Below are 16,507 nucleotides of genomic sequence, written 5' to 3'. Positions count from 1 at the left end.
CATGAACAACGAAAACGAATTATTAAGACAGGACGTTCTGTCTTACCTTGAGCAACACGAAAAGAAAGACATGCTACGTTTCCTTACCTGCGGTAGCGTAGACGACGGTAAGAGTACTCTTATTGGTCGCTTACTTCACGATTCAAAAATGATTTATGAAGACCAGCTTGCTGCCATTACAAAAGACAGCAAAAAAGTAGGTACTACGGGAGAGAAAGTTGACCTTGCCCTTCTTGTAGACGGTCTTCAGTCTGAGCGTGAACAAGGTATTACCATTGATGTAGCTTACCGCTACTTCTCTACCGACAAGCGTAAATTTATTATCGCTGATACTCCAGGGCACGAGCAGTACACTCGCAACATGGTAACGGGCGCGTCAACGTGCGACCTTGCTATTATCCTTGTTGATGCACGTGGTGGCGTGAAAGTACAAACCAAACGTCACTCTTTCCTAGTGTCTCTACTAGGCATTAAGCACGTTATTGTTGCTATCAACAAGATGGACTTAATGGACTATTCAGAAGAAGTGTACAAGCAAATTCAGGAAGATTACCTGAAGTTTGCTGAACAGCTAGATATTCCTGATATTCAGTTTGTTCCTATCTCTGCGCTTGAAGGTGATAACGTTGTAGGTGTCAGTGAAAAAACACCTTGGTTTGACGGCACACCACTTATGGAAATGTTAGAAAACATTGAAATTGGTGAAGACGACAATCAGGAAGATTTCCGCTTCCCAGTACAATATGTTAATCGCCCTAACCTAGATTTTCGAGGCTTTGCCGGTACGGTAGTATCAGGTCAGGTTGCGCCAGGTGATGAAGTGACTGCGCTTCCGTCAGGTAAGAAGTCAAAAGTTAAGCAAGTGGTTACATTTGAAGGCGATCAAGAACGCGCTTATGTACCTCAAGCGGTTACGCTAACCCTTGAAGATGAAATTGATATCTCTCGTGGCGACATGATTGTTAAATCAGACAACTTGCCACTACTTAACACCCAGTTTAAAACACATTTAGTGTGGATGTCTGAAGAGCCGTTAATGCCAAACAAGCAATACTTGTTTAAGTTCGCGACTAAGTCAACGCCAGGAGTAGTTGCTCACATCGATAATCAAATTGATGTGAACACGCTAGAAGAAACAGATGCCATGCACCTAAATCTTAACGAAATTGGTGTGGTTGACGTTAAGTTTACTCAGCCTGTTGCTTGTGACCCGTACAAGCGCAACCGCCCTACAGGTTCATTCATTGTTATCGACCGTTTAACCAATGGTACAGTAGGTGCAGGTATGATCATCGATGAAATTGCCGGTGATGCACAACATACTTCGCCTAACTTCTCTGAGTTTGAACTTGAATTCAATGCATTAGTTCGCAAGCACTTCCCGCATTGGAACTCAGTGGATATCAGTAAACTATAAGCAGGACTGGAGCAATATGGATGTGACCCAGTTCGTCGTACTGGCAATTTTTGTCGGTACGATATGCGCGCTGATTTTTACCAGTCAGCGCCCTTCCACTGTGTTTTCTGGTGCAGTGTTAGCTTTACTGGTTACCCAGCAGTTATCTCTTGATGACATCTTGCTAAACTTAACAAACAAGGGCCTAATCACCCTTGTTTTGTTGCTTTTAGTGAGCAGTGCTATTGATAAAACCGCGTTAATAAAACGCCTCGGTAGAAAACTTGTTAGTGCTAACTTTACGCATTCTTACTGGCGACTGTTCTCACTTACTTTTGTTTCTTCAGCGCTACTCAACAATACAGCAATTGTGGCAAGCCTTATTGGTCCAATTAAGCAAAACCAATATCACCCAGCATCCCGATTACTGATCCCCCTTTCGTATGCTGCAATACTCGGTGGTACGGTGACTTTAATCGGTACCTCAACTAACCTTATTGTAGATAGCTTTCTACAAGAGCATGGGCACCCAGGCTTCAATTTCTTCGACTTTACTCTGTATGGCTCTATTGCTGGGCTAAGCTGTGGCCTTCTCATGTTCATGTTATTACCTTTGCTACCTAATATTGGCAACAAGAACAATAACTATCATGAGTATATGGTTGAAGCAGAAGTCGAAGCAGGTTCAGAGCTAATCGGAAAAACCGTTGAGCAAAATCACTTACGTAACCTGCCTGAGCTTTTTTTGGTAGAGGTAGTGCGTGACGGCAACCTCATCTCACCTGTTGGTCCTGACTTAGTTATTGTGGAAAACGACAAGCTGATCTTCTCTGGTAATGTCCAAAAACTGGATAACTTAAGCCATATAAAAGGATTAAGCATGTTCGCAGAAACCGATGGTGTTTTGCGTGAAAGCTTAACGGAAGTTGTAGTAGCCAACCGCGCTCAAATAATTGGGCAAACCATTAAGAACCTTGGTTTCAGAGCGCTGTTCGATGCCGCTGTCGTCGCTATTCGCCGCGATGGAGAGCAACTATCAGGGAAGTTAGGCGAAATAAAGCTTCAGGCGGGTGACTTCTTGCTTTTAGCTACGGGCCCAGACTTTGCGACTCGTCAAAATTTAAATAAAAACTTTTTCATTCTGTCAGAGCAAAAAATTGCCCGCCCATTAACCAATAAGCAAGAGTGGATCACCCTTGGTGGTTTCCTTACGACAGTGTTATTAGCCGCGACTAATGTCATTTCATTGGCTATTGGTTTACTGTTCTTAGCTGCTGTTCTTATCGGGGTTAGGGTTACGTCAAACGGCGAAATGAAGCGAAACCTCCCGCTAAACTTGATTGTTGTAATAGTCGGTGCGCTAAGTTTAGCCACTGCGCTCGAAAACTCTGGGGTCATTACCACTACAACCGAAGCGCTCATGCCTCTTTTGGCGGGCACTGATTGGTTTGTGGCGCTCGTGGTTATCTACTTGCTAACCTTACTTTTAACTGAGTTCGTTACCAACAATGCAGCTGCGGCTTTAATGTTTCCTTTTGCTTATGGGCTAGTGCAAATTATTGGAGCTCCGCTAATGCCATTCGCTTTAGCTGTAGCATTTGCCGCGAGCGCAAGCTTTATATCGCCATTTGGCTACCAAACCAACCTCTTGGTTTACAACGCTGCTAACTACAAATTTGCGCATTTTATAAAGATAGGTCTACCTATATCTGTGATGTACAGCACAATAGTGCTTACACTGCTGAATATAACTTATCTATAGGCTGTATAAGGTCTTGTCAGCATAAAGAACAAATGGGAAGCTATGCTTCCCTTTTTACTGCTCTCTAACCGAATCTGCGCACTGCACTTTATACCAGCCCACATAGATAACACTACCCTTATTAATTTCCCCTTACAAAAAATGTCTCTTTATCAGAATCTTGTGCTGTACATAACCTGTACCCGCCAGTACTCTTTATACTTATCTACGTGTAAACGAACAATAATTTACAGCATTGTTTTACACAAAACCTAAGTAGCAAATAAAAACTAAGAAAGAGGAGCAAGGGATGCACACTGTGACGAATCCTTTTCAAGCGTGTAATGATATCTTTTTTAAACCGAATGGCGTATTCAAAGCGGTTGGCGAGCACAACAACTGGAGCTGGATGCCGTTTATCTTGGTTATGGCTATTACACTAGTATCACAATATCTTTATGTGAACTTTGTCGACATTGAGTGGTTTGCAGAAATGAACATCGCTTCACAAGGCGATATGAGCCCGGCTGAAGAAGAGCAGATGAAGTCTTTCTTCACAAGAGATGCGCTACTTTGGTCTTCTATTATCGGCGCTTTTTTTGTTCCTATCATTGTTAACGCTGTTTATGCCGTGTACGTAAACTTGATGACCCGTTCAGACGATAGCCATGTTTTTGGTTTCACAGATTGGTATGGTTTTGCATGGTGGCTTTCAATGCCTTACGTTCTGACTGGTTTAGTGGGTGTGGCACTGCTGTTATTTGCAGGCGACCACCAGGTGGCACCATCAATCTTATCACCAGCATCCTTAGGCTTTATTGCAAGTATTCCTATGGACTCACCTTGGTATGCTTTCGGACAAGCTTTAAGATTAGAGCTTTTTTGGGGAATTTATTTAGCCACAGTAGGCATCTCCCAGTGGACGTCTTTTCCTCTTAAGAAGGCTGCACTCATTGCAAGCGCACCTTATGTGGTTATTTACGGCATTTGGCTGATTGCTTTAGCGCTATTCTAAAAAAATACAATTAATAGCCGCGTTTAATTTGGCTATTTATTGGCGCTGCTCCGATAAAACTGGAGCAGCGCCAAGCTCTTTAAGACCACAAAGGTAGCTGAATTGTCGGCTTACTTCTCTCACGTAGCGGTCTAAAATAGTCTTTATTCTGATAAAACGCTTCATCTTGTTGACCGTGCCACAGTGGTACACCAAGCAAAGGCAATGGCTTTAAAAGCGGTGTACTCTCAAAATAATTTAACGTTTTGATGCGTGCTGTCATCGCATCGTCTAGCACCAAGCGCTGCTGCCATTTATCAAGTCGGCTAAAGCCTTGAGGTACAGACACTGCTAACCACTTGCCCGTCAAACCGACAAATGGATTTAGCATCATTTCTAAATTTGCGTGCCCGAAAATAAAAGGGCTGACCTGTGTATGCCACAGCGCTCGTTTTTCAACAAAAACACGCTCCCACTGATGGGACGCTAATTCCGCTAAAAACGTTTCAAGAGTGTCACTGCCATTTGGCGCACCTTGCATGGCCTTACCTGTTGCTTTGCTATATGAGTTAGCAAGTGTTGCTGTTCGCTTAGGCTTATTTGAATCAGTATTCTCGGGTGCTTCAATGGCAATCACTACACCACACTCATCGAAGTGAGTAATGCGATTGCGGCGCGCCGTTCTGGGGTTTACACCGTGCGTATTGATATCACTAATATGTAGCGCGTTTAACAAAGATTTTGTTTTTGGAAACTGCAGCCAGATAAGTGCATTAAACAAGTCGTGCCAGCTATGCTCTCGGGTAGGAACTACACCGTCTTCACTAATGATGGTCTCGTAATACCGCTGGTCATCATGTGAGAACTGGCTTTGTCCTTTAAACTGTGGCCCTTGCCAATGATCATAATATCGAGTCGTTAATTCATTTAGCTGTTCAGGTGTAGGAAATTCGTCGTTACTAAGCAAGCCAACCTCTTCAAGAAGCGCCGTAACCGGTTTACTGGCGTGTTTTAGTAAGTAGTCTTTACAGAAGGGGATTGAGTTTGATTGCATATCAACTATTGGTTCGCTTTGGGGTTTTCTCTATACTGGTTGCGTATTGTAGAGCAAACAGAGACTAACAATGAAAAAAATGTTTTTGCCATTGCTTGTACCTACCCTTTTAGGCGTAAGTGCTTGCACACCTAACAACGACAGCACCACGACAAACGAGACAGCGCAGAAAACTATGCCTGTGGCTTCTAACTTCGACAGTGTTTATAACAGCATTTCTGATGCTGATATCCGCGAGCCGTTAAAAGTCTTGTCTTCCGATGAGTTTGAAGGTCGTTTACCAACGACTGAAGGTGAAAAGAAAACCATTGATTACCTGGTCAGTGAATTTACTAAAGCAGGTCTTAAGCCGGGTAATGGCGATAGCTTCCTTCAAAAAGTTGCGCTTATGGAAATTACCGCTGATCCAGATATGACCATGACCATTGGCGACAATACCTTTGCCTACAAAGAGCAAATGGTTGCCTCTTCGAAGCGTGAGCAAAGCTCGGTATCTCTTGAAGATTCCGAACTGGTGTTCGTTGGTTACGGCGTTAATGCACCAGAATACGACTGGAACGATTACGAAGGGTTGGATGTTAAGGGCAAAACCGTGGTTATGCTAATCAACGACCCTGGTTTTGAAAACCCAGAAAGCGGTAAGTTTCAAGGTACTACCATGACCTATTATGGCCGTTGGAGTTACAAATACGAAGAGGCGAGTCGACAAGGGGCGGCGGGTGCCATTATCGTTCACGAAACCGCGCCAGCGTCTTATGGCTGGTCTGTTGTTGCAAACAGCTGGAGTGGTCCGCAGTACGGTTTAGTTAGTGCCGATAAAGGCGCGAGCCGCGTTGCTGTTGAAGGTTGGCTTACGTTAGATGCTGCGAAAAAAGTGTTTGCTGATGCCGGCCTTGATTTTGATGCCGAAAAAGCTAACGCCATGCAGGGTCCATATAGCAAAGCGATGGATATCAAAGCATCGGTTACCGTGAAGAACACTTTCGAAAAGTCAGAAAGCAACAACGTAATCGCCACGTTACCGGGTACCGAGTTTCCTGATGAGCATATTATCTACACAGCCCATTGGGATCATTTAGGTAAAGACAAAAGCGAAGAAGGCGACCAAATCTATAATGGCGCCCACGACAACGCCACAGGTACTGCTGCTATGCTTGCCATGGCTAGCGCTTATTCAGAACTTTCGCCTGCACCTAAACGTTCAGTGTCATTTTTGGTGGTTACGGCTGAAGAGCAAGGCTTATTGGGCAGTAAATTTTATGCCAGTAACCCTGTTATTCCAATTGAGAATACCGTTGCAAACATCAATATGGATGCAATGAACGTATTGGGCAAAACCAAAAATGTGGCTGTTGTTGGAATGGGTAAATCAGAAATGGAAGACTACCTTGAAGCAGCTGCGGCTAAACAAGGCCGAACACTTACCCAAGAAGACCGACCTGAAGCAGGTTACTACTACCGTTCTGACCACTTCAGCTTCGCTAAACAAGGTGTACCGGCACTATATGCAGAGGGCGGCAATGAGCCAGCAGATGAAGAAACGGCTAAGTATAGAAAACGTATGAACGTTATTGTAACAGGCTGCTACCATCAAGTGTGCGACCAATATCGCGATGACTGGGATCTAAGCGGTATAGTACAGGACACGCAAATGCTGTTTGACGTGGGCGTAGGCGTTGCAAATGCTGACGCTTGGCCTAAATGGAATGAAGCAAGTGAGTTTCAGCGTAAAAATTAATATCTGCGCTGACTTTTAAGCGTTAAAAATGCGTAGTTATGCAGTGAAATTAAAAGGGCCTTTTTATAGGCCCTTTCTTATTTCTCACTTCCAGAATACTGATTCAAGCGGCTTCGAACTGCTATTTTTGATTACTCAGCAAACTCACTCACAACATAATTATTCACTCGAAATAGGATAAAAATGTAAATAAACGGCTATTTTGAGATAAAAGGAATAAGTATTTCCATTTTCTCATCATAATGTACTTGCAATTTCCTGTCAGACTGGCACATTCAAGGCACGCGAAAAAAGAATAAAAACAATCCTTCGCCCACTCGTACGCGAGTACCGACAGAAAAAACTTCTATTATTTTTTTCAACAAGTGAACAGAGAGAATCCGTTATATGTGTGGTATTTTCGGTATCCTTGATATCAAAACCGATGTGTCTGAACTCAGAACCCAAGCCCTCGATTTATCAAAACTTTTGCGCCACCGTGGCCCTGACTGGTCGGGTATCTGGAATAATGACAATACCATTCTTTGTCACGAAAGACTGGCGATTGTCGACGTAGATACAGGGGCACAGCCTCTTATCAGCCAAAACGATAAGCAAATTCTTGCTGTTAACGGCGAGATATACAACCACAAGCAGCTAGCCGCTGACTTAGATGAGCCGTATCCATTTAAAACCCGCTCAGATTGTGAAGTTATTCTCCCGCTTTTTCAGCAAAAAGGTATCGATTTTATTGATGACCTAGAAGGCATGTTCGCGTTTATTCTTTACGATGAAGAGCAAGATGCCTACCTGATTGCCCGTGACCATATTGGTATTATTCCTCTATATACGGGTTACGACGAACACGGTAACTTCTATGTTTCGTCAGAAATGAAAGCACTAGCCGGCGTATGTAAGACAATTAGTGAATTCCCCCCGGGCCACTACCTGTGGAGCAAAGAAGGAAAAGTCACTAAGTACTACAAACGCGATTGGATGGAATACGATAACGTAAAAGACAACGCTAGCGATTTAGACGAGCTTCGTGTAGCGTTTGAAAAAGCAGTGAAGTCACACATGATGTCTGACGTGCCTTACGCAGTGCTGCTGTCTGGTGGTCTAGACTCATCACTGGTTTCTGCCGTTGCTGCACAGTACGTAGCTAAACGTGTTGAAGATGAAGATAAGACCGACGCCTGGTGGCCACGCCTACACAGTTTCGCCGTAGGTCTTGAAGGTGCTCCTGACCTTAAGGCCGCAAAGAAAGTTGCAGATATGATTGGTACTGTGCACCATGAAATCCACTTCACTATCCAAGAAGGTTTAGATGCCATCCGTGATGTTATCTTCCACCTAGAGACCTACGATACAACCACTATCCGCGCTGCTACCCCAATGTACCTTATGACCCGCAAAATTAAAGCAATGGGTATAAAGATGGTACTTTCCGGTGAAGGCTCTGATGAAATTTTTGGTGGCTATCTGTATTTCCACAAGGCGCCAAATGCCAAAGAATTCCACGAAGAAACGGTACGTAAGCTAGATCGACTTCACATGTTTGATTGTGCTCGTGCCAACAAAGCGACGTCAGCATGGGGTGTTGAAGCACGTGTTCCTTTCTTAGATAAGAACTTTATTGACGTAGCCATGCGCCTAAACCCACAAGACAAAATGTGTCTTGATGGAAAAATGGAAAAGTGGATCCTTCGTAAAGCATTTGATAATGGCGAAACACTGCCTGCGGAAGTATTGTGGCGTCAAAAAGAGCAATTTGGTGACGGTGTAGGTTATTCGTGGATTGACTCAATTCGCGACTTTGTTGAAAACGAAGTAACCGACCAACAGCTGGCTACTGCGGAGTTCCGCTTCCCAGTGAATACGCCTGACACCAAAGAAGGCTATTACTACCGTACTATTTTCGAGAGCTACTTCCCTCAAGAAAGTGCTGCGCGCTGCGTACCAGGCGGCAAGTCAATTGCCTGTAGTACTGCAGAAGCTCTTGAATGGGATGAGAGCTTTAAGAACAATGCCGACCCCTCTGGTCGCTCAATGAAAGATGTTCACGCTGGTGAGTCTTAATAGACGCAACGAAACAGCAATATGGAAAATGTAGAAAACGCAGCTTAGGCTGCGTTTTTTATTGCTGTTCTACTTTATACCAAAGTGCAGAATTAGTAAGAGGCGTTTCAATGGGGAGCAATGGATTTTCTAAAGTAAAAATTTTGCGCTTATTAACGTCTAAAGATTCTAAAATAGGCGCGTAAGTAGACTCAAAAAGCGCGTCAAATGAGCCGTCTTCTATGGCTCTATTTAAGCCCGTCTGAATGAGGTTTTCTAGTATTTTGTTATTGCCATTAACGAAGTAGTACATGGCAGTGGGATAATAAAGCGCCATTGAAGGCTCTAGATAGAGTCTAGTGCGACGGCCCTCCTCTTCAAGCTCAGCACCTACTTCCATCACGGAACGAGGAAAAAAGTCTCCTTTTCCCTGTTTAATCATGTCATACCCTTCGCGAAACTCAGGTACGGTAAAAACATTAAAGCCGTTGGCTTGCAAAATTTTGGTATCTGGCCACTCTTCTCCCTGAATAGGAACAAGTTTACGCATATCGTTCAGCGATAATACATCATCAAATTTTGACTTCCTCTCTTTATTTATAACGAAGACGCGAAAACCTATAAGTCCTTTGGCGATAGGTATTCGAATGGGAGTCAGTTCTTTTTCACGCTGGCTATCGGTCATGCTCCACACGACGTTCACTTCTCTGTTTTCTCGAAGCTGGCGCATTGCCTTACCCGTCATTAATATTCGGTCTGAGGGACGAAGTTCATAGTTTACCCCCGTTTTATCGAGTGCTAGTTTCAATAATGCAATAGGATATTGTGCACGTGCGTCGGATTCATCGATAGGCCTGGGATAGGTGATCGTCCATGTAGCGCCATCAGCCGTTGGTACAATAGCCCAAAGACATAAAGCAATAGCTGCAGTAACGGCTTTTTTAAGCAAGTTGAAGCTGTGCATTTTCTTTATGCCCACGTTGAATTAAAGAGTGAGTTAAAAAATGAGTTGAGTACTTATTATCGCGTTTTGTTCTTTCGAGAAGCCAATGCATATTTAACATTTACTCAATGCCAATGTATTTATGTGTTTGTAAAGATAGCCGCCAGTTGCGCTCAATACAAGTACGAACAGCCAGTTCAGTTGCTCTCTTCTGCTGGCTAATTGGTTGTAAACAAACCTGTTTTCCTTCTAGCGATGATACATTGCTCAACAGCGCGTCGAGTTCGTCAATATGCTTTTGCATAGCAATAGGATGCTTTATTTCATTAGCTCTTTCTAAAGCACTGACCAAAACATCGTATCCACCTTTCATGTTTATTTTAGGTGAAACGGTTACGTAAGTACGCTCATCGCAAAGCACTTCAAACGTGCCGCTGGTCTCAATTTGCGTAGTGTATCCATTGTCGTGTAGCAAATTAGTCAACGGGCGTAAATCATACATACAAGGCTCACCACCGGTAATAACCACGTGCTTTGCCACGTATCCTTGTTTACTAAATTCGGCTAGTAGGGCGTCTTCGCTTGAGATGAAATAGCTTTCTGACTCTTCACCTTTGCTTATCACCGCCTGTGGCGAGACACTCAAATCAGGTTTAATTTCCCACGTATGTTTGGTATCACACCATGGGCAGCCTACAGGACAGCCCTGCAGCCGAACAAAAATAGAAGGAATACCTGTGTGTGCTCCTTCACCCTGGATAGTTTCAAACATCTCATTGATGTTTAATGTGGACATTACAGACAATTTGACACCCTTTAACGATTGTATGTTGGGATTTTACCAAGGATCACATAAAATTCGGGGATAATTTCTTAAATCTTCAAAAACTATGTCAGAAAACGTTGTTGTTATCTATTCAGGAGGCATGGACTCTTTCACTGTACTGCACAAAGCACTAAAGGCAGGTAAAAAAGTCCACGCATTAAGCTTTAACTACGGTCAGCGCCATAAGAAAGAGCTCGATTATGCAGCGAACGTGTGTAAATCGCTTAATGTGCCCCACAAAATTGTCGATATTAGCGCTATTAATACACTTATTGGTGGCTCTGCCCTAACGTCAGATATCGATGTGCCTGAGGGTCACTATGAAGAGCCAAGTATGAAGCAAACGGTAGTCCCTAACCGCAACATGATATTGCTGTCATTGGCGGTTGGTTACGCTGTGAGCTTGGACGCCAATGAAGTCTACTATGGCGCACACTCAGGCGACCATGCCATTTACCCCGACTGTCGCCCAGAATTCGTACATAAAATGAATGACGTATGCGGTATTGCGAACTACACCCCTGTTACCATAATGACGCCCTATATCGACGACAGCAAAACAGCTATTTTGACTGACGGGTTGTCGATGGGTTTGGATTACGGGCAAACATGGACGTGCTACAACGGCAGAGAAAAAGCCTGCGGGAAATGCGGTGCATGTGAAGAGCGTTTAGAAGCTTTTAAGGAAAACAACGCTACCGACCCACTAGAGTACGAATAAGTACTGCTCATACAAATAAACAGACTCAATAAAAAAACCTCTTGTTCCCCGCGTATTTATGAACGCTTTAGAACAAGAGGTGTTTTTATATTAGCTGTATTGATGAAACTACTTCTGGCTTTCAGAAATAAAATAACTCAACTCTTTAATGCAGTGGCGTAATACCGGGTTTAACCGCGTGTTTTTACCATTCATGACGAATAGCTCGTGGCTAAAGTTAAAAAGACTCCCTTGTGCAATAGGCACAAGTCCTAACGCCGCCCCCTGCTCTTTCGCCATGTAATCGGGTAATAAACCGATATATTCGCCCGTCATAATTGCGGACATGGCAGCATCAAAAGAATCAGAAAAGGTTTGGATGGATAGTCTGGTTTCATCTTCAATATAGTTAGCCGACGACAGGCCAGCGATACCAATCGCAGGATAGTCACCAATTTTCACATTATCAGGCAATTCAGTATCGCGATACTTCGCCAAAGGATGAGTTGGCGCGCAGTACAAGCGCCCTTCAGTTTCAATCCCCACCGGGTGAAAAGTGACAGATTCTGGCTTTACCATGTCATAGGTCGAAACCACAAGGTGACACTCCCCCGATAACGCTACATGTTCTACTTCGTTGTATAAACGAGTTTGGATATTCACATGAATATCGTCAAACTTTTTCATCGTGCTTTTAACCGCTTTACTAACGGCCAAGTGCATTGATAGCGGCAGACCTGCCATTAACACGAGGGTGATATGGCCAGAATAATCATCGTGTAGCGATTTTAAATTAAAAACAAAGTTATCGAAGGCATTGAAGATGCGCTTGGTTTCTTGAAAAACCACCTCACCTTCTTTTGTCATTTGAAAACCACCACGACCACGATGGCATAGCACTAAATCTAAACGCTCTTCCAGCTTTTTAATGGCGGCACTGATATTTGGTCGTTGCATACGCAACACGGGTTCTGCCGCAGTAAATCCGTTGCAGCTCGCTACAGCATAAAACACACGCAGTAGCTTGATATCTGACTCCTGAAGACGATTAAGCATGTTAGCACCTGTTTATAGGTATAGTTATCGATACTCTAATTAGAACTATATGTAACTAGTGGCGCTATTACAACGACATTTTGCTACTTTTCGTCTCATTTGCTAATAAAAAACCAACTTTCCTATTACGTAAACAGCTATCTAAGCGAATATTTTTACATAAGTAAAAAGAACATAAGTGAAAATAAAAACAAAGGAGTGATGTGTTATTTAAAATAATACGAAATAGAGGGTATAGCAGACGCAATGTAGAATATAGGTAAAACTGAATAAAGACGTGGTTGGGCGACTAGAAGCCCCCCCAATAAGCATTGGGGGGACCTTGGTTATGAAAAATGCCTAAGAAAGCGCTACCACTTGTTTTCTCAGTGACTCAATATCGTCACGAAGTGAAGCCGCTTTTTCGAACTCGAGTTCTCGAGCGTATTCAAACATCTGTTTTTCCAACTCAGTAATTTGATCCATCAACTCAGTCGCACTTGCTGTTTTCTGTTGCTTCTTCTTCTCTTCAACTTTGCGCAGTCTTACTTTACCAGAAGCAGGATGTGCACTATCACCTAAGTCCATGATATCGGTAATAGGCTTATTGAGTCGCATTGGTGTAATACCGTTGGCCTCGTTATGCGCCATTTGTTTTTCGCGACGACGATCCGTTTCGTCTATCGCTTTTTTCATAGATTTGGTTATGCTGTCACCATATAGGATGGCTTTACCGTTCACGTGACGAGCAGCACGACCGATAGTTTGAATAAGCGAACGCTCTGCGCGCAAGAAGCCTTCTTTATCTGCATCTAAAATAGCGACCAGTGACACTTCAGGCATATCTAAGCCTTCACGCAGCAAGTTTATACCTACTAGTACATCAAATTTACCTAACCGTAGGTCGCGAATAATTTCAATACGCTCAACAGTATCAATATCAGAATGTAAATAGCGCACCTTTACGCCATGCTCATTTAAATACTCGCTTAAATCTTCGGCCATACGCTTTGTAAGCGTAGTAATAAGCACACGTTCGTCGAGCTCTACACGCTTTTGAATTTCAGAGAGTACATCATCAACTTGAGTTGCTACAGGGCGTACCTCAATAACTGGATCTAATAGGCCCGTTGGGCGCACAACCTGCTCAACAATCTCGCCGTCGGTTTTCTTAAGTTCGTAGTCGCCCGGCGTAGCGGAAACATAAATAGTTTGAGGGCAAATTTGCTCAAATTCTTCAAATTTTAGCGGGCGATTATCTAATGCAGATGGCAATCTGAATCCAAATTCAACTAAGGTTTCTTTTCTAGAGCGATCACCACGGTACATAGCCCCTACTTGGGAAACGGTTACGTGAGACTCATCGATAAACATCAGGCCGTCTGCTGGAAAGTAATCTAATAAGGTTGGAGGTGGCTCGCCCGGCGCTCGTCCCGACAAGTAGCGGGAGTAGTTTTCAATACCAGAACAATATCCAAGCTCCATCATCATTTCGATATCAAACTGGGTACGCTGTGAAATGCGTTGTTCTTCAATAAGCTTATTCGTTTCCTGAAGCTGCTTTTTTCGCTCGCCCAATTCATCCTTTATATGCTCAATAGCATTCAGAATTTTCTCTCGCGGTGTAACATAATGGGTTTTTGGGAAAACCGTCGCGCGAACAACAGACTTATCTACCGCGCCCGTTAACGGGTCGAATAGACTTATTTTATCTATTTCATCGTCAAACAGCTCTACCCGTACGGCTTGCTTTTCAGAATCGGCTGGGAAGATATCTATTACATCGCCACGCACTCGGAAGGTACCGCGCTCAAAGGCCAAATCGTTGCGCTTATATTGCAGTTCAGCAAGGCGACGTAAAATGTCACGCTGGTCCATGGTGTCACCCTGGCGAAGATGCAACAGCATTTTCATATAAGATTCTGGGTCGCCCAAGCCATAAATAGCCGAAACACTGGCTACAATGACAACGTCGCGGCGCTCCATTAGTGCCTTAGTAGCAGATAAACGCATTTGTTCAATGTGATCATTTATCGACGCGTCTTTTTCAATAAAGGTATCGGTACTAGGAACGTAGGCTTCTGGCTGGTAGTAATCGTAATATGAAACAAAGTACTCTACGGCGTTATTAGGGAAAAACTCTTTCATTTCACCGTAAAGTTGAGCCGCAAGTGTTTTATTGTGTGCCAGTATAAGCGTGGGTCGCTGCACTTCTTTAATGACGTTGGCCATAGTAAAGGTTTTACCTGACCCCGTAACACCCAGCAGTGTCTGGCCGGCCAAGCCACTCTCCAGGCCATCTACCAAGGCTTCGATGGCCTTAGGCTGATCGCCCGCTGGTTTGTATTTAGAATGAAGCTCAAAACCTCTGCTCATTAACTTAACCTTTCCTTTAGCTTATTGCTTAAATATCGCTTGCGGACACATCCGTTAAAAAATCGCCCTAACCGGGATTGGCATTCGCCGCACTAAGAATTTACCGAGTCAATTTCAAGCTGAGCAACCGCTCGCTTGAAAACAACAAGTGAAACGCATGCCATTGCGATATTGGCAATGACGGTTCCGGCAAATAGTCCTTTTAGATCGAAGAAAAAACTACCCGCAACGCTGATTGGTACGAAGAAAACAAATAAGCGGATGACACTTAATATCAATGCCGTCATGGGGCGGTGCATAGCGTTTAACGATGAGTTAGTCAAAATGATAATTCCCTGCATACCGTAGCCTAACGGCACTATCATCAAAAACAGCTGTATTAAGATACTGACTTCGACTTCATTAGCAAAAGCGACGGCGATCCAGCTAGACAGTGCCCACATGACAAGAAAAATGCCGAACTGCCAAATCAGAACAAACTTCAGTGTAAGCGAATATGCTTTTTTTACCCGCTCTATCTGTCCTGCTCCTACGTTTTGACTTATAAAAGGAGGCAACGTCATAGAAAGTGCTAGCACGACAATACTGGCAATGGACTCCATTCTATTACCTACTCCCCAAGCTGCAACCGCTTCAGCACCGTAACCAGCAACGACAGCAGTCATTACACCACCAGCGACAGGGGTCAGCATGTTTGCACCTGCCGCAGGCAGTCCTATCTTGAGAATTTCACGGCTGCTATCACGCAACTCGGCGAGTGTCAGAAGCCGAGGCAACATAAGCTTTCGGCGAACAGCCAAGATATAAAGTATCCACAAAGCGCCAACAATCCACGCGATAAAAGTAGCTAGAGCAGCACCTTTTATTCCCATTGCAGGGATAGGACCAAAACCGAAAATAAAGAGAGGGTCGAGCAAAGCGTTCAGCCCGCCACCCGTAGCCATAACGATACTAGGTGTACGCGTATCACCACAGGCTCTCAAAACGCTGTTTCCCACCATCGGCATAGCAAGGAAAATACTTGAAAAATACCACAGCCCCATATAATCAGAAATATAAGGCATTAGATTCTCAGAAGCATTTAGCAGTTTAAAAACTGGCTCGATGGTAAGAAAGCCAATAACTGCCAAAATTCCAACAAGCAAAACAGACAGCATCAGCGAGCCTGTAGCATAGTGTCGGGACTTGGTTACCTCCTTGCTACCCTGTAATTTCCCTATAATTGCCGACGTACCTATACCTAAACCAATATTCAGGCTGATTACAGTAAAAGTAACGGGAAAGGTAAAACTAATAGCGGCCAAAGGATCGGTGCCCAACAAGCTCACGAAAAAGGTATCGATCAGCCCAAAGCTCATCATCATTACCATCCCCAATATCATAGGAATAGTCATACGCTTTAACGTTGTGCCTATGTCTCCTTCCAACAAGTCAGAAGTACGTTGTTTAGCGTTACTTTTTATCACTAGAGCTCCGGCTGACTAAAATCCCCTCATTAACTGCGCGCTAGTGTAAAAGAGTAAACGCTATTTAGCTATGCTGTTTCGATAAACATAGCAAAGCATAAGAGAGAGAGAAGAAATACTGTGTTTTTAATAAAAGCACATACACTTTACGAATTTGGTCGGTATTCAACAAAAGCTGTACTTTGTCAGTAATTTTATGCA

The 16,507-nt window shown here is 43.6% G+C and carries 12 protein-coding genes; 6 read left to right on the top strand and 6 right to left on the bottom strand.

Annotation, left to right across the window (positions count from 1 at the left end; all coding sequences use genetic code 11):
• Position 1 precedes the first annotated feature (1 nt).
• The 3 genes from cysN (at position 2) to V7R55_RS04660 (ending at position 4,152) form a co-directional block, all read left to right on the top strand.
• Positions 2-1,417 (top strand): sulfate adenylyltransferase subunit CysN, encoded by a 1,416-nt coding sequence (gene cysN / locus V7R55_RS04670; RefSeq protein ID WP_334057748.1) that lies wholly within the window; start codon positions 2-4, stop codon positions 1,415-1,417.
• 16 nt (positions 1,418-1,433) lie between these two features.
• The gene (locus tag V7R55_RS04665) at positions 1,434-3,158 is read left to right on the top strand and encodes an SLC13 family permease (RefSeq protein ID WP_334057746.1); all 1,725 of its coding nucleotides are present in this window, start codon (positions 1,434-1,436) and stop codon (positions 3,156-3,158) included.
• Between the two features lie 289 nt (positions 3,159-3,447).
• A complete protein-coding gene (locus tag V7R55_RS04660; protein WP_334057744.1) occupies positions 3,448-4,152 on the top strand; it encodes a YIP1 family protein in 705 nt (234 codons plus the stop codon).
• Positions 4,153-4,231: 79 nt separating this feature from the next.
• Here the strand turns inward: V7R55_RS04660 and V7R55_RS04655 are convergent, their stop codons facing one another.
• Positions 4,232-5,185 (bottom strand): DUF3025 domain-containing protein, encoded by a 954-nt coding sequence (locus V7R55_RS04655; RefSeq protein ID WP_334057741.1) that lies wholly within the window; start codon positions 5,183-5,185, stop codon positions 4,232-4,234.
• A 70-nt stretch (positions 5,186-5,255) separates the two neighbouring features.
• On the opposite strand from V7R55_RS04655, the gene V7R55_RS04650 reads away from it, so the two are divergent.
• Positions 5,256-6,923 (top strand): M28 family metallopeptidase, encoded by a 1,668-nt coding sequence (locus V7R55_RS04650; RefSeq protein WP_334057740.1) that lies wholly within the window; start codon positions 5,256-5,258, stop codon positions 6,921-6,923.
• Positions 6,924-7,310: 387 nt separating this feature from the next.
• On the top strand, positions 7,311-8,981 hold the full coding sequence (gene asnB / locus V7R55_RS04645) for an asparagine synthase B (RefSeq protein ID WP_334057739.1): 1,671 nt from the start codon (positions 7,311-7,313) through the stop codon (positions 8,979-8,981).
• Between the two features lie 58 nt (positions 8,982-9,039).
• Here asnB and V7R55_RS04640 read toward each other — a convergent pair whose 3' ends face one another.
• Positions 9,040-9,924, bottom strand: a complete 885-nt coding sequence (locus V7R55_RS04640; RefSeq protein WP_334057737.1) for an amino acid ABC transporter substrate-binding protein — start codon at positions 9,922-9,924, stop codon at positions 9,040-9,042.
• Between the two features lie 100 nt (positions 9,925-10,024).
• Positions 10,025-10,699 (bottom strand): 7-carboxy-7-deazaguanine synthase QueE, encoded by a 675-nt coding sequence (gene queE, locus V7R55_RS04635; protein ID WP_334057984.1) that lies wholly within the window; start codon positions 10,697-10,699, stop codon positions 10,025-10,027.
• A gap of 94 nt (positions 10,700-10,793) precedes the next feature.
• Here queE and queC point away from each other — a divergent pair, with 94 nt between their 5' ends.
• Positions 10,794-11,450, top strand: coding sequence for a 7-cyano-7-deazaguanine synthase QueC (gene queC, locus V7R55_RS04630; protein WP_334057735.1), 657 nt, complete (start codon positions 10,794-10,796; stop codon positions 11,448-11,450).
• 108 nt (positions 11,451-11,558) lie between these two features.
• Here queC and V7R55_RS04625 read toward each other — a convergent pair whose 3' ends face one another.
• The 3 genes from V7R55_RS04625 to V7R55_RS04615 all read right to left on the bottom strand — a co-directional run bounded on the left by V7R55_RS04625 (position 11,559) and on the right by V7R55_RS04615 (position 16,306).
• Positions 11,559-12,485 (bottom strand): LysR family transcriptional regulator, encoded by a 927-nt coding sequence (locus tag V7R55_RS04625; protein WP_334057733.1) that lies wholly within the window; start codon positions 12,483-12,485, stop codon positions 11,559-11,561.
• Positions 12,486-12,824: 339 nt separating this feature from the next.
• The gene (gene uvrB / locus V7R55_RS04620) at positions 12,825-14,840 is read right to left on the bottom strand and encodes an excinuclease ABC subunit UvrB (protein ID WP_334057731.1); all 2,016 of its coding nucleotides are present in this window, start codon (positions 14,838-14,840) and stop codon (positions 12,825-12,827) included.
• Between the two features lie 92 nt (positions 14,841-14,932).
• Positions 14,933-16,306 carry an MATE family efflux transporter gene (locus V7R55_RS04615; protein ID WP_438823574.1) on the bottom strand — a complete coding sequence of 458 codons (1,374 nt, stop codon included), beginning with the start codon at positions 16,304-16,306 and terminating at the stop codon, positions 14,933-14,935.
• Between the last annotated feature and the right edge of the window lie 201 nt (positions 16,307-16,507).

The sequence above is a fragment of the Alteromonas sp. S005 genome, assembly GCF_036864475.1.
Classification (GTDB): Bacteria; Pseudomonadota; Gammaproteobacteria; order Enterobacterales; family Alteromonadaceae; genus Alteromonas.
The sequence above is the reverse complement of the archived record's forward strand: the minus strand, read 5'-3'. Positions and strand labels throughout refer to the sequence as shown.

Coding starts and splice junctions, on each gene's coding strand:
- cysN (WP_334057748.1), top strand. CDS start 2: ATGAACAACGAAAACGAATTATTAAGACAGGACGTTCTGTCTTACCTT.
- V7R55_RS04665 (WP_334057746.1), top strand. CDS start 1,434: ATGGATGTGACCCAGTTCGTCGTACTGGCAATTTTTGTCGGTACGATA.
- V7R55_RS04660 (WP_334057744.1), top strand. CDS start 3,448: ATGCACACTGTGACGAATCCTTTTCAAGCGTGTAATGATATCTTTTTT.
- V7R55_RS04655 (WP_334057741.1), bottom strand. CDS start 5,185: ATGCAATCAAACTCAATCCCCTTCTGTAAAGACTACTTACTAAAACAC.
- V7R55_RS04650 (WP_334057740.1), top strand. CDS start 5,256: ATGAAAAAAATGTTTTTGCCATTGCTTGTACCTACCCTTTTAGGCGTA.
- asnB (WP_334057739.1), top strand. CDS start 7,311: ATGTGTGGTATTTTCGGTATCCTTGATATCAAAACCGATGTGTCTGAA.
- V7R55_RS04640 (WP_334057737.1), bottom strand. CDS start 9,924: ATGCACAGCTTCAACTTGCTTAAAAAAGCCGTTACTGCAGCTATTGCT.
- queE (WP_334057984.1), bottom strand. CDS start 10,699: ATGTCCACATTAAACATCAATGAGATGTTTGAAACTATCCAGGGTGAA.
- queC (WP_334057735.1), top strand. CDS start 10,794: ATGTCAGAAAACGTTGTTGTTATCTATTCAGGAGGCATGGACTCTTTC.
- V7R55_RS04625 (WP_334057733.1), bottom strand. CDS start 12,485: ATGCTTAATCGTCTTCAGGAGTCAGATATCAAGCTACTGCGTGTGTTT.
- uvrB (WP_334057731.1), bottom strand. CDS start 14,840: ATGAGCAGAGGTTTTGAGCTTCATTCTAAATACAAACCAGCGGGCGAT.